At 45.0% G+C, this 20,941-nt stretch carries 24 protein-coding genes and 2 riboswitches; of the genes, 17 read left to right on the top strand and 7 right to left on the bottom strand.

What is annotated here, in order from left to right:
• Window positions 1-14: 14 nt before the first annotated feature.
• Window positions 15-1,112, bottom strand: a complete 1,098-nt coding sequence (locus RH45_RS09550) for a hypothetical protein (protein WP_008076529.1) — start codon at window positions 1,110-1,112, stop codon at window positions 15-17.
• Between the two features lie 232 nt (window positions 1,113-1,344).
• Between RH45_RS09550 and RH45_RS09545 the strand changes: the two genes are divergently transcribed.
• The 3 genes from RH45_RS09545 (at window position 1,345) to RH45_RS09535 (ending at window position 3,791) form a co-directional block, all read left to right on the top strand.
• The gene (locus RH45_RS09545) at window positions 1,345-2,046 is read left to right on the top strand and encodes a response regulator transcription factor (protein WP_008076528.1); all 702 of its coding nucleotides are present in this window, start codon (window positions 1,345-1,347) and stop codon (window positions 2,044-2,046) included.
• Between the two features lie 28 nt (window positions 2,047-2,074).
• Window positions 2,075-3,397, top strand: coding sequence for an ATP-binding protein (locus tag RH45_RS09540; protein WP_008076527.1), 1,323 nt, complete (start codon window positions 2,075-2,077; stop codon window positions 3,395-3,397).
• A 97-nt stretch (window positions 3,398-3,494) separates the two neighbouring features.
• Window positions 3,495-3,791: a Bor family protein gene (locus tag RH45_RS09535; protein ID WP_008076526.1), complete on the top strand. Its 297-nt coding sequence runs from the start codon at window positions 3,495-3,497 to the stop codon at window positions 3,789-3,791.
• An 85-nt stretch (window positions 3,792-3,876) separates the two neighbouring features.
• On the opposite strand, the gene RH45_RS09530 is transcribed toward RH45_RS09535, so the two are convergent.
• The gene (locus tag RH45_RS09530) at window positions 3,877-4,827 is read right to left on the bottom strand and encodes an endonuclease/exonuclease/phosphatase family protein (protein ID WP_008076523.1); all 951 of its coding nucleotides are present in this window, start codon (window positions 4,825-4,827) and stop codon (window positions 3,877-3,879) included.
• A gap of 183 nt (window positions 4,828-5,010) precedes the next feature.
• Between RH45_RS09530 and RH45_RS09525 the strand changes: the two genes are divergently transcribed.
• The 9 genes from RH45_RS09525 to RH45_RS09485 all read left to right on the top strand — a co-directional run bounded on the left by RH45_RS09525 (window position 5,011) and on the right by RH45_RS09485 (window position 10,943).
• A complete protein-coding gene (locus tag RH45_RS09525) occupies window positions 5,011-5,775 on the top strand; it encodes a DeoR/GlpR family DNA-binding transcription regulator (protein WP_008076521.1) in 765 nt (254 codons plus the stop codon).
• A 4-nt stretch (window positions 5,776-5,779) separates the two neighbouring features.
• Entirely contained in the window at window positions 5,780-6,814 is a 1,035-nt protein-coding gene (locus RH45_RS09520; RefSeq protein WP_008076520.1) for an oxidoreductase, read from the top strand.
• A gap of 355 nt (window positions 6,815-7,169) precedes the next feature.
• Window positions 7,170-7,634, top strand: a complete 465-nt coding sequence (locus tag RH45_RS09515; protein ID WP_008076518.1) for a DUF2846 domain-containing protein — start codon at window positions 7,170-7,172, stop codon at window positions 7,632-7,634.
• 214 nt (window positions 7,635-7,848) lie between these two features.
• Window positions 7,849-8,217: a DUF1294 domain-containing protein gene (locus RH45_RS09510; protein WP_008076517.1), complete on the top strand. Its 369-nt coding sequence runs from the start codon at window positions 7,849-7,851 to the stop codon at window positions 8,215-8,217.
• A 220-nt stretch (window positions 8,218-8,437) separates the two neighbouring features.
• A complete protein-coding gene (locus tag RH45_RS09505) occupies window positions 8,438-8,785 on the top strand; it encodes an SH3 domain-containing protein (protein WP_039958455.1) in 348 nt (115 codons plus the stop codon).
• A gap of 76 nt (window positions 8,786-8,861) precedes the next feature.
• Window positions 8,862-9,413 carry a GNAT family N-acetyltransferase gene (locus RH45_RS09500; protein WP_008076514.1) on the top strand — a complete coding sequence of 184 codons (552 nt, stop codon included), beginning with the start codon at window positions 8,862-8,864 and terminating at the stop codon, window positions 9,411-9,413.
• Window positions 9,410-9,760 carry a cupin domain-containing protein gene (locus RH45_RS09495; protein WP_008076512.1) on the top strand — a complete coding sequence of 117 codons (351 nt, stop codon included), beginning with the start codon at window positions 9,410-9,412 and terminating at the stop codon, window positions 9,758-9,760. Before RH45_RS09500 ends, RH45_RS09495 begins: the two co-directional genes overlap by 4 nt.
• A gap of 122 nt (window positions 9,761-9,882) precedes the next feature.
• A complete protein-coding gene (locus tag RH45_RS09490; RefSeq protein ID WP_008076510.1) occupies window positions 9,883-10,251 on the top strand; it encodes a VOC family protein in 369 nt (122 codons plus the stop codon).
• Between the two features lie 29 nt (window positions 10,252-10,280).
• The gene (locus RH45_RS09485) at window positions 10,281-10,943 is read left to right on the top strand and encodes a DUF3047 domain-containing protein (RefSeq protein ID WP_008076508.1); all 663 of its coding nucleotides are present in this window, start codon (window positions 10,281-10,283) and stop codon (window positions 10,941-10,943) included.
• A gap of 64 nt (window positions 10,944-11,007) precedes the next feature.
• Here the strand turns inward: RH45_RS09485 and RH45_RS09480 are convergent, their stop codons facing one another.
• Together RH45_RS09480 and RH45_RS23540 are read right to left on the bottom strand one after the other, a co-directional pair.
• Window positions 11,008-12,489 (bottom strand): carboxypeptidase M32, encoded by a 1,482-nt coding sequence (locus RH45_RS09480; protein WP_008076506.1) that lies wholly within the window; start codon window positions 12,487-12,489, stop codon window positions 11,008-11,010.
• A 106-nt stretch (window positions 12,490-12,595) separates the two neighbouring features.
• Complete coding sequence (locus tag RH45_RS23540) at window positions 12,596-12,742, bottom strand: hypothetical protein (RefSeq protein ID WP_008076505.1); 147 nt, start codon at window positions 12,740-12,742, stop codon at window positions 12,596-12,598.
• Between the two features lie 223 nt (window positions 12,743-12,965).
• Between RH45_RS23540 and RH45_RS09475 the strand changes: the two genes are divergently transcribed.
• Window positions 12,966-13,598, top strand: a complete 633-nt coding sequence (locus tag RH45_RS09475) for a LysE family translocator (RefSeq protein ID WP_008076503.1) — start codon at window positions 12,966-12,968, stop codon at window positions 13,596-13,598.
• A 50-nt stretch (window positions 13,599-13,648) separates the two neighbouring features.
• Here the strand turns inward: RH45_RS09475 and RH45_RS09470 are convergent, their stop codons facing one another.
• The gene (locus tag RH45_RS09470; protein WP_008076501.1) at window positions 13,649-15,016 is read right to left on the bottom strand and encodes an alanine/glycine:cation symporter family protein; all 1,368 of its coding nucleotides are present in this window, start codon (window positions 15,014-15,016) and stop codon (window positions 13,649-13,651) included.
• A 110-nt stretch (window positions 15,017-15,126) separates the two neighbouring features.
• A riboswitch (glycine riboswitch) is annotated at window positions 15,127-15,219 on the bottom strand.
• A 2-nt stretch (window positions 15,220-15,221) separates the two neighbouring features.
• Window positions 15,222-15,335: riboswitch (glycine riboswitch) on the bottom strand.
• A 298-nt stretch (window positions 15,336-15,633) separates the two neighbouring features.
• On the opposite strand from RH45_RS09470, the gene RH45_RS09465 reads away from it, so the two are divergent.
• Window positions 15,634-15,876, top strand: a complete 243-nt coding sequence (locus tag RH45_RS09465; RefSeq protein WP_039958427.1) for a hypothetical protein — start codon at window positions 15,634-15,636, stop codon at window positions 15,874-15,876.
• A gap of 57 nt (window positions 15,877-15,933) precedes the next feature.
• Here RH45_RS09465 and RH45_RS09460 read toward each other — a convergent pair whose 3' ends face one another.
• Window positions 15,934-16,272 carry a 50S ribosome-binding protein YggL gene (locus RH45_RS09460; RefSeq protein ID WP_008076498.1) on the bottom strand — a complete coding sequence of 113 codons (339 nt, stop codon included), beginning with the start codon at window positions 16,270-16,272 and terminating at the stop codon, window positions 15,934-15,936.
• Between the two features lie 251 nt (window positions 16,273-16,523).
• On the opposite strand from RH45_RS09460, the gene RH45_RS23535 reads away from it, so the two are divergent.
• The 3 genes from RH45_RS23535 to RH45_RS09445 all read left to right on the top strand — a co-directional run bounded on the left by RH45_RS23535 (window position 16,524) and on the right by RH45_RS09445 (window position 19,524).
• Window positions 16,524-16,682 carry a hypothetical protein gene (locus RH45_RS23535; RefSeq protein ID WP_008076496.1) on the top strand — a complete coding sequence of 53 codons (159 nt, stop codon included), beginning with the start codon at window positions 16,524-16,526 and terminating at the stop codon, window positions 16,680-16,682.
• 18 nt (window positions 16,683-16,700) lie between these two features.
• Window positions 16,701-17,435, top strand: coding sequence for a hypothetical protein (locus RH45_RS09450; RefSeq protein ID WP_008076495.1), 735 nt, complete (start codon window positions 16,701-16,703; stop codon window positions 17,433-17,435).
• 313 nt (window positions 17,436-17,748) lie between these two features.
• Window positions 17,749-19,524, top strand: a complete 1,776-nt coding sequence (locus tag RH45_RS09445) for a putative bifunctional diguanylate cyclase/phosphodiesterase (protein ID WP_008076494.1) — start codon at window positions 17,749-17,751, stop codon at window positions 19,522-19,524.
• A 34-nt stretch (window positions 19,525-19,558) separates the two neighbouring features.
• Here the strand turns inward: RH45_RS09445 and RH45_RS09440 are convergent, their stop codons facing one another.
• Complete coding sequence (locus tag RH45_RS09440) at window positions 19,559-20,665, bottom strand: M20/M25/M40 family metallo-hydrolase (RefSeq protein WP_008076493.1); 1,107 nt, start codon at window positions 20,663-20,665, stop codon at window positions 19,559-19,561.
• Window positions 20,666-20,941 lie beyond the last annotated feature (276 nt).

Raw genomic sequence — 20,941 nt, 5'->3', positions numbered from 1 at the left:
TACTTCTAAAGAGATTACTCAATCGAGGTAATGAACTCGAACTTATCTGATTCTGCTTTGGTGATCCAGTGCTCACCTTTAAAAGGTGCCGCGTCTAACGTGAAGAGGTAAAAATCAACGCCTTTGTCTCCCATCATGGTTTTAAAATAGGTGGCTTGTTTGCGATGGCTAGCGTCCGTGTAAGGGATTTGCTTGGCCGATTGCTTGCCATTACTCCAGCTATGAACACCGATCTGTTGATTCGTTTCGATATCGTCGACGTCTTTGCTGCGTTGAAGAACGCGAGACTCACCAGCCGCGAAGAGATCTGTACCACCAGAGAATACTGAGCCTGTCGGGGTAACAACGGTTTTCATTGCTTGATTGTGGATAATCATGCCGGTGTACATATTAATATCGTCATCTGCGCTGCCCCCAATGTCGTTATTGAACTTCAATACCATTTTCTGTCCGGCGTATTTCTGAGTAATGGCGGCCAGCTCAAGATAGGTGGTCACTCCTAAAGTTGAACGAATGCGTTCGTTGGCAGACGTTACCCCAAGCGCGTCTTTATAGAACCCAGTAAAGGCAAATGAGGTTTCAATATCGACACCAGCGCTACCATCGATAGCTGTCAAAATGGTCGAACCTATGCTGGATAGCTCCCCAATTAGTTCGTTATTGAACTCGACTTGAATCGGCTTTTTGCCTATCTGGGTAACGGATTGAATCAATGTTGTGTCATCTGATTCTGATTGAGTTGCGTCGCCACACGCAAAAACATCAAGTAGCGCCCCTTCGTGATATACCGCGCAGTCACTGCCATCTTCAGCCGTCATAAACAGATCGAGATCGTTATCGCTGTTGTCTTGTAAACGAATAACAAGCTGCTCTTCACCCAATTCTTCCGCGTAGCGAACTCGGTTATAAGTCGTTCCGTCAAAATTCACGCTCATTGAGTCAAGCAGTGGTCGACGTTCTGCCAATAAACTCGCGAGTTCAGAATCACTGAAGTTGTAGTTTGCTAATGGTTTCGCTTGAGCGGTGCTTTTGGTGTTCGAGCTTGAACTCGAGTTACAGCCAGCCAATACGATAAGCGGTGCAGCAAGCAGTAGGTGTTTGTAATTAGTCATTGTGATTCCCCATTTGATTGATGTGAGGCAGTGTAACGATGGAAATGGTCAGCCGCTGTCGTGCTCTTGTATGGATTTGTCATTGCACATGATTACAATAGATAAGACTGATGAATAATAAATAAATCAAATCTTTGTTGGGCAGGGAATTTCTTGGCTTTTTGTCAGTCTGACTCTCGACCGATTACTGGGTGAATAGACGCCAGAAGCAAACATAGTAGGCAATCCATTTATGACACAACAAACCATGCTTATTGTTGAAGATGATCTCAAACTGCAACAGATGCTCGCACGATACTTCTCAGGCCAAGGGTTCAACGTTTCCACATTAGACGATGGTAGCCAAGCCGTAGAGTACATTATCGATCATCAACCGGACGTGGTGTTGCTTGATCTGATGTTGCCTGTCATGGATGGGCTGACAATTTGTCGACAGACGCGCGCGCATTTCGCGGGTAAGATTTTAATGCTGACTGCCAGCGAGGATGATTTTGACCACGTCGCTGGGTTGGAGACAGGCGCGGATGATTATGTCACCAAACCCATCAAGCCGAGAGTGCTGCTTGCGCGTATTCGAAGCTTACTACGCCGTTACGTGGAAGTGACCACGATGCGTAGTCAAGATCAGTTGAGTTTCGGTAAGCTGAAATTGCTCAATACGTATAAGCGTTGTGAGTTAGGTAGCCAAGCCGTCTCGTTAACTGACAGTGAGTTTGACTTGCTGTGGATATTGGCGAACAACGCAGACAAAGTCTTATCTCGTGATGTCCTAACACAAACCCTGCGCGGCATTGAGTACGATGGATTTGACCGAACGATAGATAACAAGATCGTTCGATTAAGAAAGCTTCTCGGTGATGATGCGGCACCTGCAGAAAAAATTCAGACTGTGCGGGGAAAAGGCTACTTGTTTGCGTCTGACGCTTGGTATTGATGGCGATTTATAAGGGAAATAGGCGCTTATGCGACGAATCTATCTGGAATCTTTAACTGCATTATGCGCATGTTTTTTAGTGGGTCTTTTTGCCTACGATATTGCTGTTTATCAACTAACGACAGACTATGAGTTTCTGCTAGAAGATTATGAGGCATTAGGGCATCAACAGATGCTGCAAACCATTGCCGATAGCCAAGGCATTGAAGCCGCTGAAATGGCTATGCAGAGTTTTGCTAACACAACTCGTCACGATTTAAATCTATACGCTGATGGTTACAGTGTTCCTAAACCTGTCAGCGACTTTTTTAGCCTTAATCCCAACCAAGTTATTTACTACGATGATGAACGTGACTTGTGGGTCAAGATCCAAGGTTCGTCCACCCTTTATCAGTACACACCGAATGAAGAAACACTGGTTAGGCGCAAGATAGAGCTGGAAGATGCCTTGATATGGGTATTCTTTATTGGCAGTTTCGCTCTATACAGCGTGGGACATATGTTGATCATTTTTCGCCGAGTCAAAAAGCTTGAGAAAGCGACGCTGAATTTCGCTCAGGGAGATCTTTCCGCCCGAGCAGAAACGGCGGGTGGAGAAGCGATTGGCACGCTCAATCGATCGTTTAACGTGATGGCAGATCGAATCCATCGCCTCATCGAGAGTAATCGAGGGTTAACTAATGCGGTAGCCCATGAGTTGCGTACACCCGTTTTCCGTATCCAATGGCAAGCTGAGATGCTCAAAGATACTCCACTGGATAAAGAGCAGTTCGAAACCATAAACAGCATCGTTGAAGACACGGAAGAGATGGAGAAAATGGTTGATGAGCTATTGTATTACGCCAAGTTAGACAACCGACAACTCGAATTGTCTTGCCAGGCAATACCGGTAGAGGCGTTTTTGCGTGAGGCATTAAAGGGTTGGCAAAAAGAGAGCCCGATAACACTGGAGCTGAGGCCTGTTGCCTCACAAGATATATACCTTTATGCAGACAAAAAACTTGTTAAACGCGCGTTAGATAACCTAGTTCGCAACGCAATTAAGTTCGCGGACAGTAAAATCATGCTTAACATCGACTTTGACCAGCAGTCCCTTGCTATTTCGGTACACGACGATGGCCCAGGGGTCGATGAAACGCATTTTCCTAAACTGTTCGAGCCGTTCTATGTCGGCAGCAAAGCGCGAAATAAAGCGAAAAGCGGACACGGTTTAGGTTTGTCTATTGTGTCAAGAATTTGCGAGCAGCATGGGGCCGTTGCGTCCGTTGGTCATAGCGATATTTTGACGGGAGCGGTATTCACCATGACATTTCCTGTTTGTAACGAAGTCACTGACAAAGCAATACAATAAACACAAACGCACTCTGAAATAATGTTCATCAATCCGAGTGAAGCTATTTGGGCAATTCACTTTCTCGGTACACCTGATGATTATTTTGGAGAGAATCATGAAAAAACTAGTATTGGCTGCCTTTATCGCCGCTTTGGCTTCTGGTTGTGCGCAACAAACTTTTGTTATGTCCCCTGAAACAAGTGCCCCAGCAAGCAATGCCACTAAAGAGCAAACGCATCACTTCTTTATCGATGGTTTAGCGCAAGAAAAAGAAATCGATGCTTCTAGTGTTTGTGGCGGTGTCGACAAGATAGCGAAAGTTGAAGTCCAGAAAACATTTACTAACGTACTGCTCGATGTTGTGACGCTCGGGATTTATACGCCTAAAGAGGCGCGTGTTTACTGTAAGTAGTGTTGCTTCAATGCTTTTGATCTTTATGCCCGGGTTATCACTCGGGCATTTCACTCGGGCATTTTTATTGCCGTCTAAAAGGCAGTCACAGCACGAATCGAACGGTGACGGCCACAAAAGCATGATCGCTCGCTTGCTTGTCTTGGCTGTAGTTTGGGTTAATTAAGTGTTGGTCAAGCACACGGTAGTGGCTCACATCGGCCATAGAATAGCTGGAGTGCGTTTGAAATTCCTGAGACAGCAAAACATAGTCGAGCACATTGCCGCGTGCGAAGTGATAATGAGTGGCTGCACGCTCTGCACTTGGGTGAGATTCTTGAAATATCAGCCAACTGTCTTCCAATTTCAACTCATTGTCCAGCTGTTTGAGATCTTTCACTAACATCCCTGTGGTATCGCTGAGAATGGTCTGGTTCATATCTCCCATTAGCGCGGTCGGCATGGGTTTATCTCGATACTTCTGCTGCATAAAGTGACGCAGCATAACGGCTTCCCAACCTCGTTGCTGGCTCGACAACCATACGCCAAGTAATGCATTGTCACTCTCTGGGTTATTACTTTCTGTCGCACGCTGAGATTTAAGATGGCATACATAGACCGCGACCTGTCCAATATCCGCAGCATCAATCACGGCGTAAATCGGCTGACGGCTAAAACGCGGACATTCCACATTGTAATCTTGTACAAGCGAACAGGGTGGTGTGACCGCTTCAAAATGCGTAATAGGAAAGCGAGAAGCGAGGGCGACGATGGGTTTGGTATAGATGTAATCACTCTCAATGTGAGGCTCATCGACAGTCACAAAGTAACGATAGCCTAATTGATCAAACAGCTTTCTGGTTGCCTCAATACTGAACACTTCCTGTAGACCAATAATATCGGCATCGAGGCTGGTGATCTTCTCGGCCGTCCAGCGACATTTATCTGCCCAACCTTGCGCATCATATATGTTCTCAAAGTCATAAAAGGCGCTGGGGGGTTCAACAAAGTTAAATAGGTTAGCCGTCGCAAAAGTCAGAGTGTTATCAGTGAGCAAAATTCACCTTTGAATAGGTTGGAATAACTTAATAAGTGTAAACAAAATCATAGCCTTGTGCTCATGTTAGTTAATGAGATTGCGCTTATGCGTATAAGGACCTGTCGACTAGATAGAACAAATGAGTGCAATCAGTGTGTTGATCGCTTAGTATTGCTTAAGTTTATTTAAGTGGATTGATGTGTGACGCAAGATGAACGCCTGATTGCGATGCAAGATTGGTTAACCCAAAGTAGCAAAATTACCTTAGCGGAGATTTGTCAGCGATTTGATATTTCGCGTGATTCTGCGCGCCGGGATTTGGTCAAGCTTACTCAGTTACCTGGTGTCCAGCGTATAAGAGGTGGGGCAATATCTGCGCCTGTTATGTCAGGGCCAATTGCTTACTCTCAAAAAGAGATCAGCCAAGATAAAATTGAGATTGCTCGCACTGCAGCTCAACTAATCGAGGAAAACGATGCGCTATTACTCGATTCGGGGACCACATTAACCGCGCTAGCCAATCAAATTTCTCTACCTGTCACTGTTGTTACTAATGCTGTCGACTGCTTAGGCGTTTTGTCTCTCAACCCCGAAGTTGAGCTGCATTTTCTTGGTGGGCAATTCAATCAATTTCACCGCGCGATGTTAGGTACAGAAGCGCTAGAGCAGCTTAAGCAATATCACTTTAGTAAGGCATTCATTGGGGTTTGTGCACTTTCAAAACTGGGTGTTTCTACGACCAGCAGTGAAGAAGCGGCAATGAAGCGCGCGATGCTGGATCGCGCTCAACAAGTCATTTGTCTGTGTGACAGCAGTAAGTTTGATAAACAGCAGATGTTTAAAGTGTGTGACTTTGATTGCATCGACATTTTAGTCACCAATCAACGACCGCCTAAAGCTATCCAACAGCAACTAGACCTAAACGATATTCAACTTATTGTTACTCAGCCTGACAGCGAGAGATAGAACCATGACCAAAGCAATTAAGACAGCCATAGTCGGCTACGGCTTTTCTGCAAAAACCTTTCATATACCTTTTGTAACCACCTTAGCTGAGTTTGAGCTGAGCGCGATTAGCACGAGTAACCAGCAAGCGGTAGCGCGAGACTGGCCAAGCGCGGCACATTACTCATCGGCTCACGACATGCTTACACAGTCCGATGCCGAGCTGGTCATCATAACGGCACCCAACGATGTGCATTTCGAACTTGCCAAGCTTGCATTGGAAAATGGCAAACATGTGATCATCGAAAAACCGTTTGTGACTCGTGTTGAAGATGGAGAAGAGCTGATTAAGCTTGCGGAGCAAAAGCAGCGAGTGTTGAGCGTTTACCACAATCGACGCTGGGATGGAGACTTCTTGACGGTCAAAAAAATGATTGAACAGGGGGAGTTTGGTGAGCTAAAACACTTCGAATCTCACTTTGACCGTTTTCGCCCACAAGTACGCCAACGCTGGCGCGAGCAAGCCACTGACGGCGGTGGTATCTTGTTTGATTTGGGGCCGCATTTGCTTGATCAGGCGCTGGCTCTGTTTGGCTTACCTGAGGCAATAACCGCTCAATGTAATATTATGCGTGAGGGCTCTAACAATGTGGACCACTTCGATCTCACGTTGCATTACCCCGGGCATGTTGCCGTGCTCCATGCTGATCTGTTCAGCGCCCATCCAAACCAGCGATTTACCATTAAGGGCTCTAAAGGGAGTTATGTAAAATATGGATTAGATCCGCAGGAGGCGAGGTTAATTGCAGGACAACGACCAGAACAACCTTGCTGGGCCGATGAAGAAATCGATCAGTATGGTTGTTTTTATGATGGCGAAGGGCAGCGGACCATTGCAACGGAGCGAGGTGGTTACCAGCATTACTTTGTTAAGATCGCAGAGTCGATTAAACACCAGACTCCACCTCCAGTAAGCGCTGAAGAATCACTTTGGAATATCAAGCTAATCGACTTAGCAATGGAAAGTAACCGCACTGGACAGACAATCGCGGTTAAATAATTGGCGACAAATTAACGCGAAAAAGAGTCGCTTATTGCTGCTCTTTTTTGTTTTTATCTATTATCAAAATGGCAATGACGAAGATAGAAAACAAGTCTCTTCTAATAAACTTCAACACGAATAAATCAACGAGATCTTAGAAGATACAGTGCACGTAATGCGCATTGTCACAACAATGCAATTATGCCGACCAGATGCCTCCTAACTGCTGGTTTTGATTAGATTTTTAGGATTCCTCTCTACTTATTGGTAAACACAATGATGTTTGAATCACAAATTTAGATTATGAATATTAATGAGCGTATTTCTCTATAGTATGTTTGGCTCGATTTTTTTGTTGTAGCTAGGTAATGATATGAAAAATAAAGTAATTCTATGTTCTGCGCTCCTTTTAGGCTTGTCTGGTTGTGCCTCAGTCCCTACCGTCGATTCAACTGTATCGAATGAAATCAAATCGTTTGAAGCGCCTACAGAAGGCAAATCTGGTCTCTATATCTACCGTGAGGACAGTATTGTTGGTGGAGCACTTAAAAAGTTCGTGTACGTAGATGGTGAGTGTATCGGTGAGACTGCCCCTGGAGTGTTCTTTTACCATGAAGTAGAAGGGAACAAAGAGCATCAGGTCAGTACAGAATCTGAGTTCTCAGAGAACCATTTAACGATATATACCGATGAAGGTCGTAATTACTTCGTTAATCAATACATCAAAATGGGAGTGTTTGTAGGTGGCGCGGGCGTTGAGTTAGTGGATGAAAGTAAAGGGAAAGCGGAAGTTCTAAAAGTAGATATGGCCGCTAAAGGTAATTGCCCCTCCATTTAGTTAGCGCGTAGCATGAGTGTAAAGCAGTAAAGTCGCTCGCCAGCGCTTAGGAGCATTCGGCGAGCGATACTAGAGTGGGAGCAATGTGTTAACCGCATTGGTATTGCAATTCGGTGTTAGCCTACAAGAAAAAACGTAACTTCTTCTTTGGCTGAGCGCGTCGTTCAGTGAACATGGCTTTCCCGACATATCGAAATTACAGAGGCAATATTTTATGTCACCTACAGTTTTATTCAGTGCTCTCTTTTTAGTGCTTTCAAGTGTATTAACGCTTCTTTTCGGGGGAGAGCTGTTTTTCATTGCCATCTACCTCATCATGTCATTTGCTACTTTCGTCATGTATGCCGTGGATAAAAGAGCAGCGGTAAAAGGGGAGTGGAGAACACCTGAGAACACATTGCATCTTTTGGCTTTGTGTTTCGGTTGGCCGGGAGCATTGCTTGCTCAGCACACCCTGCGTCACAAGTCTCAAAAGCAACCATTTAAAACGATCTTGTGGGTTACCATCATTATCAATATCGCTTTCTTTATTTGGACGCTCACGCCAGCAGGTTTAAGCGTGGTTCGAAGCATTGTCGGTTAGCTAGTGCACCACGAAAAATTAGCTCGAGTGAGATATGAACGGACACTCAACATTTGGTAAAAATGTTGAGTGTCCGTTTTTATTGCTATGACATAACGGTTGCGACCAATTGCACCTGAGGGTCGAGCTAGAAACGAGAGGCAAGGTGCAACATTACGCCACAGAATTGCGTTAAGATAATCGCCAATTGCCAGCAACAAACAGGGATAAGAGATTGGCTATCAAGTTTAAAGTTGTAAAGGACTATCAAGATGCACCGGATGACCCAATTCGAGTCACCAAAGGGGAGGTTCTAGATCTGGTTGAAGAGTCCAACCCACAGGGAGATTGGGCGGACTGGATTTATTGTCGCGGCGAGAACAAACAAGGGTGGATCCCAAAGCAAATCCTAGCCATTGAAAATCAGCAAGTGACCGTGACGGAAGATTACTTCGCTAAAGAACATAACTTGGTGATTGGGGAGCTTCTGATTAAAGAATTTGAATTGAATGGTTGGATTTGGAGCAGAAAGTTAGGCGCTTCAGATGAGCTAGCATGGGCGCCTTTAAATCATTTATGTGCCGTATAACCATCACTTGGTATGGCTAGTGATTCGCTAGTTATTCAAGAATATAGGGTGAAGATCTAAAGGGATTGAAGGGAGTATGGAAAGCAGAAGGTTGTTGTTATCACCTCCGTCGTTGCTGTTGGCTGACCAAATGTATCAAGTTATTGATGAAAGCCGCTCTGAGTTTTCTCAGTTTTTGCCTTGGGTTACGGAATCTTTAACTAAATCGGATCTTATTGACAATATCGAGCTAGCGGTTGAAAACTACAACCAGTTTTGTGGTGAGTTCTGGTTCAACATCGTAGAGAAAAAATCGCGTGTTTTTATTGGAGCGATTGGTTTTATTGTCCGGGATCCTTGCGTTCCGTACTTTGAAATTGGTTACTGGCTACAAACCTCAAAAACAGGGTTAGGCTACATCAGTGAGGCGATTGAGTTGGTCGAGCAATATGCATTTATTGAAAAGCAGGCCAAACGAGTTGAAATAAAAATGGCAGCTTCAAATGAAAAAAGTCAGTCTGTCGCTCAACGCTGTGGTTACTTACTCGAGGGGCGACTAGCTAGCGCGAGGCGGCTACCTTCTGGGATGCTTGATGACACGCTAATTTATGCCAAAACTGAAATTTCACGAAGGAGCAGGGAGCTATGATTCGTAATTTTTATACGTGTGACAAAGAAGTTGATCAAAATAGTCATGATGGAGAGGGGGCAATTGACATATATCGAGCATTTAGAAGAAAAGACTTTGATGGTGCTTGGGACTTTGCAATTCGCGTTGTGATGCCGCCAGGAAGCTCTATGGGGCAGCACACCCATGGTGACGATGAGGAAATGTACATTATTTTGAGCGGTGAAGGCATGATGATGATAGAAGGAGAAGAGCGCAAAGTAGTATCTGGAGATATGATTGTAAACCAGCGGTATGGTACGCATGGTTTGGTTAATACGTCAGATCAAGAGATCGAGCTATTGATCATTCAGGCCAGCCTAAAGTAGTGAATATTCACACTTGGTCTCATTTCGGGCAAACATGGCGTCGGTGTTACTCACGCTCAGTTATTATTTAAATAATGTAAGTATATCTCGGTACTCTTTCTTCAACTTTTAAAGGCTTTACTATGATTCTTAATCATATTTCTCTCGGCACGACCAATGTGGAACGTGCAGTGAACTTTTACGATTCCGTTCTAGCAAGTTTATCCATCCAGCGTTCTCACTACATTGAAGGTGTTGCGGCTGCCTATGGCGAACAGTTTGAGTTTTGGGTTGGAGCGCCATGCGAAGGAAAAGCGACGGCAAGCAATGGGGCCCATGTGGCTTTTAATGCGCCTTCAAGAGGCTCAGTTGATGCGTTTTATAATACGGCGCTTGAAATGGGGGCCACTTGTGAAGGCAAGCCCGGTCCGCGCCCGGAATATGGTGAAACCTATTATGCTGCGTTTGTTCGAGACCTAGACGGTAATAAGATAGAAGCGGTCGCCATCTAGCATTGAGATAAAGCCGGAGGAGGTAAACAGTGAACATCAGTTTGTACTTATTGGGAATGGTGAGTTTTGCTTCCTTGGCTTCGTCTGAGCTTGTTGAACTGCCCAAGTTTAACGATGACGAATTTCACCAATGGCAATCCAAAGTTTTTTCCGGTGAAACCCAATACACCGTCTTATCTGCGAAGAATATACTGCACGCTCAAAGCATTGGGAGCGCGTCAGGCCTGATGTTTAGCCAAAAGATTGATCTAGAAAAAACACCTTACATTAATTGGCGCTGGAAAATTGACAAGAAGTTAGAGAATTTAGCGGAAAACACCAAGGCTGGAGATGATTATGCCGCTCGAATCTATCTGGTTAGGAATGAAGGTATGTTCATGTGGAATGTTTCCTCGCTTAATTACGTTTGGTCAAGCGATCATGCCGCGGGTGAGCATTGGGACAACGCTTACGCCGGCGCTAAAGTGAAAATGTTGGCAATTCGAGATGCAAGCGCCGAAGTTGGCGTTTGGTACCCAGAGAAGAGGAACGTTTTTCAAGACATGGTTGAGTTGTTCGGTGATAAGGGCAGCGAACAAGCGAATCTAGACAGTTATCAATTTATTGATGTCGTGGCGCTTATGACGGATACCGACAACAGCGCCTTAGAGGCAAGTAGTTACTATGGCCACATCACATTCAGTGCCGAATAAAACGATCCACATAAGAAAAGAGCAGCAAATCGCTGCTCTTTTTTCTGGTGGGAGGAGCAAGAGATTAGAGGTAACGACTTCTCAAATGCGCTTGGAAGTGCTCCGCGTTGAGCGTTTCACCTGTTGCTTGAGTGACCAGTTGATCTGTGGTCAAAATGCTACCTTTACTCCAGATGTTGTCAGATAGCCAAGTAAAGATAGGCGTTAAATCTCCACTTTGGATTGCGCCATCAACATCAACGGTTTGCTTCATCGAGGCCATAAATTGAGCGGCGTACATTGCTCCTAGTGTGTAACTAGGGAAGTAGCCAAATGCGCCGTCCGTCCAGTGGATGTCCTGCATACAGCCATTTTTAAAATTGCCTTGAGTCGATAGTCCGAGATATTGCTGCATCTTCTGATCCCACAGCTCTGGCACATCGGTATGTTTGATTTTGCCGTTAATGAGATCGCGTTCGATTTCATATCGCAAAATCACGTGTGCAGGGTAGGTAAGCTCATCAGCATCGACACGAATAAAGTCTTTCTTTACACGGGTGTATAGATTTTGGAAGTTATCTTGCGAGAACAAACCGGTATCGTGATCAGAGAAGTGATTGCCCGCTAAACGCGATAAATGAGCGATAAAGGCATTGCTGCGACCCACTTGCATTTCAAAGAACAAAGACTGCGATTCATGAATACCCATAGAGCGTGCTTCACCAGATGGTAATCCAGCCAATGCTTTTGGTAAGCCTTGTTCGTAACGCGCATGTCCTGTCTCGTGAACAATACCCATCAAAGATTGAACAAACTCGCTCTCATCATACCGCGTGGTAATACGTACATCTGATGGAACGCCACCACAGAAGGGGTGAACACTTTCATCCAGACGTCCGTGCTCAAAATCAAACTGGAGCAGCTTCATTACATCCAGGCCAAGTGCTTTCTGTTTGGCAGTATCAAAGCTTCCTTGAGGTTGCACGAAGGTCTCTGACGCTTGCTTATCAATCACTTGATCGATCAAATCAGGTAGCCATGTTTTTACGTCACTGAACAAGCTATCTAAAGAGTCAGACTGAGTACCAGGCTCGTAGATGTCGAGCATGGCATCGTATGGTGACAGGCCGGTGGCGTCTGCACGGATTTGAGCTTCTTCTTGAGAGAGCTTAACCACTTCAGCCCAGTTTTTTTCAAACCCTTGCCAGTCATTTTCGCCACGTTGCGTGCGCCATGCATGTTCACACTTTGAACCCGCTAGAGATTTTGCTTGAACCAAGGACTCAGGAAGTATGTTGGCCTGTTGCCAGTTTCGTTTGAGTTCGCGTAGCGTGGCGCTCTCTTGCTCTGTTAACGATTCTTGCTCGGCTTGATCGAACCAATCGGCCAACTGAGGTTGTGTGTGTAGGCCGTGTAGGTGAACCGACAACTCAGCCATTGCTTCTGAACGAGCTTGGTTGCCCCCACTCGGCATAACAGCCGCTTGATCCCAGCCACAAATAGCCGCGAGGTGGTTAAAGTGAGAGATTTTTTTGGAGTGTTCTGTGAGTTTTTTGAATGCGCTCATGGGTCGCCTTCCGTGACTATGAAAAGCGAAAGTCTACCAACCATCTATCAGTAGACCAAGTAGAACTGTGTATTATTTAGTAGCTGTTTGTAACCGTAACATCGGTTTAGGTGGGTTGCGGTTCACGCAGTCTAACTGGCCAGTTGTAACTGCGATATTCGCGCACCAATGCGTTAGCCACATCTTTACTGACGTAGACTTCGGTCCACTTGCCGATCCCCATGATTTGATAACTGAGCTTCACCATATCCATGGCCATTTCCTTACTGACTGAATCGTCGTTTCACTATTATGGAACGGCATACTATAGCTTGGTGAAGCGTTTGTCATTCTTTAATTTTGAGCAGTAAAATAAATTGTGATCTTGATTGTTATCGTACAGGTGGCGATAAGTTTATCGAAAGTTATTGTTGAATTAGGCAACAAACAATGGCAATAAAGTGGTTACATTTTGTAATGATCTGAGGGAGTAGACTTTGATTAGCAATTTTGAGGCGTTTTTAGTTGCCATTACCATTTTAACCCTCACCCCTGGTCTTGATACGGCGTTGGTGATTCGAAACTCATCGCGTGGAGGCTTTACCGACGGTGCAACAACGAGTTTAGGCATCTGTCTTGGGTTGTTTGTCCATGCGGGTTTTTCTGCATTGGGAATTTCCGCCATATTGGCCCAGTCGGCGGAGCTTTTTAATGCCATTAAGTTGATAGGAGCGGCTTATCTCATTTATTTGGGCTTGAGCAGTTTGAAAACCGTTATGGCGTCAGGTGGTGATGGCAGCGGGTCAGCACTCAGTGAATTGGTGAGCAGCAGTAAAAAGCGTTCGCTGAGAGAAGGCTTCCTGTCTAATGTTCTTAACCCCAAAACAGCGGTATTCTACCTCGCGTTTTTACCCCAGTTTATCAATCCAGAAGGTTCCGTTGTCCTCCAGTCTTTGCTGATGGCCAGCATTCATTTCTTGATCGCTATGGTTTGGCAATGTGGTCTAGCGGGGGCTTTAACCAGGGCAAAAAGCTTGCTGCAAAGCGCGCGTTTTATGCGTTGGATGGAAGCGACAACCGGGCTGGTCTTAGTTGGTTTAGGGTTTAAGCTGATTTTTGAAGAGCAGTAACTTAGCGTATTGAAAAAAACAGCGACCAAACTGGTCGCTGCTTTTGTTTACTAGTTCGAAGCCGTTTTCAAGGCTGAAAACTGGGCGGCAAAGTAGTGTTTGGTTTCTTCGATAACGACTTGACGAAGCAAAATTAGACCAATTAGGTTTGGAATTGCCATCAAGCCATTCACGATATCAGCGATAATCCAGATCATATCTAAGTGAAGGAAGGCACCAGATGCGACCAAAGCGACAAAGATAAACTTGTAAGGAAGTACCGCTTTGGTGCCGAACAAAAACACCACACAGCGCTCACCATAGTAATTCCATCCTAAGATAGTCGTGAAAGCAAAAAAGATTAAGCCGATTGAGACTAACATTGGCCCCAACGTTTCGGCGTTCAGACCGACCGCGAAAGCGTGTGTTGTCATCGCTGCGCCTGCAAAGTCACTTTGCCAAGCACCAGTGAGAATCAAAGCAAGGCCTGTCATGGTACAAATGATGATGGTATCAAAGAAAGTACCTGTCATTGAAATCAGCCCTTGTTTAACACAAGAATCGGTTTTCGCTGCTGCCGCTGCCATCGGTGCGCTACCTAATCCCGATTCGTTCGAGAAAACGCCACGCGCGATACCCGATTGAATGGCTAGCATAATGCTCGCACCTAAGAAACCCCCCGTTGCGGCTGTAGAAGTAAAAGCAGACACAAGCACGAGTTCTACGGCATTGATCAGTTGATCCGCGTTCATAATGATTACGCTCAAACACGCCAATACATAAAACAGCGCCATGGTAGGAACGACTTTCCCGGCGACTTTAGCGATAGATTGAATCCCGCCTAAGGTCACGAACGCCACGAGTAGGGTAAGGATGCTGGCAGAGATTTCACGCGAAATACCAAATGAAATCTGAGAGGCGTCCAAGATAGCGTTGACTTGCGGGAAGGTACCAATACCAAAACAAGCCACACCCAAGGCAAATACCGCAAACAACACGGCTAAGGTCTTAGAGCCGACGCCGTATTGCAGGTAATACATTGGGCCGCCAACCATCTGGCCGTTATCATCGACTTTGCGATATTTAACCGCCAATAGACACTCAGCGTATTTGGTTGCCATACCAAATAGAGCGGCTAGCCACATCCAAAACAGTGCTCCAGGTCCGCCTAATTTAATCGCCGTCGCAACACCCACGATATTACCCGTACCAATGGTTGCAGATAACGCCGTACACAGAGCCGCAAAGCTTGAGACATCCCCTTGTTTACTAGAATCCTCTTTACTAAACACCATTTTCAGCGCAGTGGGAAGGTGTCGAAATTGGATTAAGCCAAGACTAAAAGTGAAGTAGACACCAGTTCCCACCAGCAAAATAAGCAGTGGTGGACCCCAGACAAAGCTGTCGATAGTTTTAAGTAAAGATTGTAGGTTATCCATGATTTCCCCTTAATTGATAAAGCATTACTAAGGAGAAGAGAGAAAAGTAGAGATCGATGATCTCATGAAGCCAACAGACAGGAAGCCCATAGCAGGTAGTACTTTTCACTCCTCTGTCCTTTTGCCTGAGAGTTTCACTTAGCGTTTGTAGATAAAGCTAAGCTTGCTCCTTCGGCGACCGATTTAACGGTTCTCTCCAGAGGTTCCTCCAACAACAGTCCCCGCTACCTAAGTAGCACCTGAAATAGTTAATTCTTCGGCGGGTTATCTTGTCTAAATGTTAACATTTAGATAACAACCACTCTCCTGCAGTCTTCATTGGAACAATTACCCAATTAAATGAGTAAAAGATGGTCAATAGTTCTGATGTATTGACGTGTGAACTCTATCATAAAAATCATGCAATACAACCGTAAATTCCGCTTACAAAACAATTTATTTTTATTGTGTCTTAATGGATTGTTAGTGTCAAAATGACCAATTATATTGGTGGGTCACTTTGACTTGTTTTTCTTTTGCTTGTTGTTAAGTTTTTGATTTTTAATGGGTGAAAAGTTGGCAAGGAGTGTGCAATGACTAGGGGTATAAATACAAAACAATACTCTAGTGAGGTCAATATGTTTGCTCAACAAACAACGAGAAAGTTCCAAGTGCTGCTAAAAGCATCTAACGTAGCGCTGGTTTTCACCTTAATCGCAATGGTGGTCAGTATTTTGGTTTCTTATCCTTATGCTGATCAGTTCAGTTTGCCGATGCAAATTGCTGCGCATATCAGTACCATTGTCATCGCGGCGTTTTTAAAAATCAGTTACGTGACGCGCTGCCTTGCTCAGTACAATCTTGGCTTAGAGGTGAGATAGAGAATAAAAAAATAGCGCCAGAAGGGCGCTATTTTCACTCAAATATTCATTCGAGACTTAGAAGTAATTTGCGTCAAGCAGTTCGCTGGTCTCAACAGACGTGATGTCTGTGCGTGCTTCTAACCATGCAACAACTTGCGCTTTCTGTTCTTCTGTCGCATCAATGTAACGTTTTTGAGCACACAGGAAGCCTTCAAACAACTCAAGGCCACCGCCGCCGAAACACAAGCCTAAGCCATCGATGTAGTCGATAAACTCATCGACAAACGCGTCATAGCTGTCAAAGTCTTTGATCGTTGTTTCACAACTGATCTCAAAGCCCTGCATAGCAAACTCACCTAGATACAGTTTCTTAAGAATACGACGTTTTTTGTTGTCTAACTTGTATGGTTTCATTATTTAGCCTCGATTAATTTTACCGATTCTTTATACCTTGTTTATCATCATCCACCAAATTATATTCGGCAACATGTGGTAGAACTGATGAAGAGATAACCAATCAAAATGGAATCTTTCTTGCTTTGTTTAAATAATGGTCATTGCGGCAAAGAAAACTACCTGACACTGACCATTTAGGCCAATTTGATGGTATAAATGAAAGAGTTAACCTATGAACCATTTGGATGCGGTTAGGCTAAGGAGAAGGCATGACTCGTTTGATAGCTCTGGTATTTTTAATTGCGCTTGCGTTTGTTTTGATTCGGTATCGCACCAGCGAGAAACTGCAAAAGTACGTCGTGATCATGTTGCTTTCAGGCTTTTTTACCTATACCGCCATACTCATGGTCACTGAACTCATCCGATAGCCGGTTAGGAGCAACTAAGTGAACAAACAGACTGACATCGAAGATAACGATGATGTTGTCGTTATTGAAGAGCGCGATAGCCGCAGTTATCTCTACATTGCCATTGCAGGGATAATCGGGTTGGCCATCGGAGGCTTAGTTGGCTCCTCGATTACCGCGAGTAAATGGGAGTCGGCCTATCACCTTATGGAGCAGAATTACCAGGCGTTGGTCGATGATAAGCAAGCATTGATTCAGAAAGTGGAAACGCGTGTCGCCAATGTCGATACGGAAGTAGAAGATAAACTCAAGCTTGCAATGGAAGAGCAAGTGGCGGAAAACGAAGCCTTACTAAGCGCGATGAAGCAACAGGTTGCTGAGCTCGAAAAAGTTAACTTATCCCTTGAGGAACAGCTTAACGCCCAGAAACAGCAATTGGTTGAAGCTAACTCGGCGAATTCCAAACTGAATCGTCAGGCTGATATGCAAGCAACCATGTTTGAACGCTCCAGAGAGCTTTTCCAGCAAGAGCTGAAGGTTAAGATGGAACTGGACTCGCTAGAGAAAGAGCAAGAAGAGCTGGTGCCAAAAATCGAAGCCTTAAAGGTGGAGTGTGATGCTTACCTTGAAGGAACCTCTTGGGAAGCGAAGTCTGATTCGTGTGATAAGCAAGATGAACTGAACTCAAGGTTGAGCCAAGTAAACCAGATGATCAAAGTTCATCAAATGGATCTGAAACAGATGAAAGAATTGGCGCAAGAGCTGGGATTGTAAGCGTTAGAATCCAAGTGACAACCTCTTAGCCCTGTGTTCTATGAACATGGGGCTTTTCTTTTGTGGCTTGTCAGCATAAATCACAATTAGCTCAACGAAAAATAACGCCAAGAGCGGCAACAGAGCAAATATAGGCTACTGTTTATAGTGCACGCGCAAACAATAAACCGGTTTAAAAGGCGTGACTACGGCTCCATGCACTCTGTCTGAAATGGAATAACGCGTGTGGGAGATAGAGGCGCTAGTGGCAGGATAAGCAGCTAAATCGTCGTGGTTTTTAAACCATTGAAAACATAATGAGTTAAGGATAGCGATGCGTGTAAACCAGTTTTCGGATGGGCTGCAAGTTGTGGGCTATCTAGCTTACCTATCTGCAGTAGGGTGGATCTCCTATACCCTCATCATGGTGCCACACTTGTGGAACCACGTGTTTTATCTGTTTCCAGTCGCCATGCTGGTGGCTCTGTTTGCTCAACAGCATTCATTTAAGCATCTGTTTGCCTTCGCTAGTGTAGCTTTGTTTGTTGTCGGCGGTTTTGTCGAGCCATTCGCGCTCAGCGATGTTCAATCGACCTTAGTGTTGCTTCCCCTCTGTTACGTGGTCTTGTTCCCAGGAACTTTGTGGCCAATTGCCGTCGCCGCTGCACTCATCAATGGCTACTTGTATCAACTCGACGTGAAAGATTTCGATGCCTTTATTGATGTCTCGATTGAGGTCACAGCATTAACGCTATTTTCCACTCTCATGGTCTACTTCTCAGTCAAGTCCCGACAGCAAGCAGAGAAGTTCCACCAAGAAAGTTTGACGGACTACTTGACCAAATTGCCGAATGCCAACGCGTACCGTGAAGCGACAGACAGTATTAACAAATCCAACGCTGTTCTTTATGGCTTGATTCATGTTGGGTTGGAAGGTTTCAAAAACGTGAATGATCGTTTGGGTTATCGTCATGGCGATGCTTTGTTGGTGACGTTTGCAAGTCACCTGAAGGACTTAGTTGGAGAGCGGGGAAAGGTTTTTCGGTTTGGCGGCGACGAGTTCGTCATTTTGGTAGAAAGTAAAACGCTCGACACCACATTGGAAGGCTTGGCGAAAGAGCTGACTAAACATCAAAAAGTCATGTTCAGTATTGATAATACCTCCCATCGTCTTGCCTATTGTCTTGGTATTGCGTTGGCGTTAGACGCCAAGGGAAATCGAGAGCTTTGGGCGAAAAACGCTGACTTTGCCTTGTATAAAGCACGCACAGAAGGGCCTGGGAGTGTTTGTTGGTTTGACGACGAACTGCTCAAAGAAACCATTCGTCAGCACCAAATTGAAACTGAAATCAAAGATGCGCTGAAGAATGACCAGTTTGTACTGCAATACCAACCTAAAGTCACCATTTGTGGTTCAACCATACTAGGCGCAGAAGCCTTGATTCGTTGGAGACATCCACATTTAGGCCCGATTTCTCCTGCCGAGTTTATCCCTGTTGCGGAGAAAACAACTCAGATTGTCCCACTAGGAAAATGGATTATTTATAAAGCGTGTGATCAAGCTAAGCGATTGCATGACCAAGGTTTTGACATGTGTATCGCCGTTAATGTATCGACCGTTCAGTTTGCTCACGCCGACCTGTTTGAAGTGGTGTGTCAGGCCTTAAGAGAAACTCAATTACCTTCTCACTTGTTGCAAATCGAAATTACGGAATCGACATTAATGAGCGACCCTCAGCACATAACCGATATTTGTCGTCAGCTTCGAGCGATTGGTGTGACTGTCGCAATCGATGACTTTGGAGTGGAGTATTCCTGCCTCAAATACCTCAAACAGCTGCCTATTGATGTACTGAAAATTGATAAGTGTTTTGTTGATGAGTGTGCCCTCAGTCACTCAGACAAGGTACTGGTCAACACAATAGTACAAATGGGGCACAGCTTAGGCATTAAAGTGATTGCTGAAGGGGTAGAGTATGAAGAGCAATTAGAGGTTTTACGCGAGGTCGGTTGCGACCAGTATCAAGGTTATCTGTTCTCTCAACCGCTCTCCTACGCAGAGTTCTTTTCCATGCTCGAGCAAGAAACTATCGAGGCCAGCTCTGCTTAATAAGCCGCAAGTGAACTTGCGGCTTAGGCTAGCATTAGTGAGTTAGGTAGTGTTTAACAAACTCGGTGACTTTTACCATGTCGTCAATGGCGATGAACTCCTCCGTGGTGTGGACTTTTGCCATACCTGTCGAAATGTTCACGGTCGTAAGGCCTTTCGCATTGAAGTTGTTGGCGTCACTGCCGCCACCTGTACCTTTGGTGTATGGGTTTGCCCCAATTGCTTCGAAAGCTGATTTGACCGCCGTAATATGTGGGTGATCATCCGCAATAACGAACGCGTTGTAGGCGCGTGTCGAATTAATTTCTACCTCGGCGCCATGCTTTTCTGCAACGGATTGGAATGTGTCAATCATATGTGTCACTTGGGCATCCAATTTATCGCCGTTCAGAGAACGTGCTTCGGCAACGATCTTTAGTTCAGGCATGACGATATTGGTCGCATTACCACCTTGAACAATGCCGATGTTCGCGGTTGTTTCTTCGTCAATGCGTAGCAGTTTCATTTGGTTAATGGCGTCAGCCGCAACTTGAATTGCACTAATCCCTTCTTCTGGAGCAAGTCCAGCGTGCGCTGGGCGACCTTTGATGACAGCAACGATTTTTTGTTGGCCTGGTGCGGCGTTGACAATGGTACCGATAGGGCCGCCGGTATCAAGAACGATGGCTTTGTCAGAGCGAATGTAAGACATGTCGAAGTGTTGTGAACCAAATAGTCCGCCTTCTTCATGAACAGTGAAAGCCAGTTCAATGGTTTTATGCTGTAGGTTCTCGGCTTGGATGCAACGCACCGCTTCCATAATGGCGGCGATGCCGGATTTATCGTCACCACCCAAGATGGTATTACCTTTAGAGCGAATAACCCCGTCTTCGATGATAGGTTCGATGCCTATGCCTGGGGTTACTGTGTCCATATGACAGCTCAAAACGATGCTGTCTTCAATTGCTCCGTCTAGCTTTGCATACAGGTTAAAGCCGTTTGATACCTCTTCAGGCACGGGCAGTTTGTGGACGCTAAAACCGAGCTCACCTAACTGCTCTGCAAGTAACTCTCCGATTTGCTTTTCATTGCGGGATTCACTGTCAACTTTTACCAGTTGAATAAAGTGATCAACTAAGCGATCGCGATTGATAGTTGTCATTGTCATACCTATGTGTGGGAACAGAGACCCATACCTTATCCCGTGTTTCTTCTCGCTAAACTGAGGTAAATCAATTCTTGGCGAACTCTTTTGCGCTCAATTGAGGCAGATGTTTACGTGCTGTTAAACCCAGCACTGCCTTCAATAACAGCGTCGAATAGAGATAAGTGATTGTTATTAATCTTGCATTTATGAAACCGAGAGAGTGCTAGATTGATATGACGGAAGAAGGGGTGTATCCACAGCCGTACAGGAACAATAAATGTAAATTAAATG

The sequence above is a fragment of the Vibrio sinaloensis DSM 21326 genome (genome assembly GCF_000189275.1).
Lineage (GTDB): Bacteria > Pseudomonadota > Gammaproteobacteria > Enterobacterales > Vibrionaceae > Vibrio > Vibrio sinaloensis.
The sequence above is the reverse complement of the archived record's forward strand: the minus strand, read 5'-3'. Positions and strand labels throughout refer to the sequence as shown.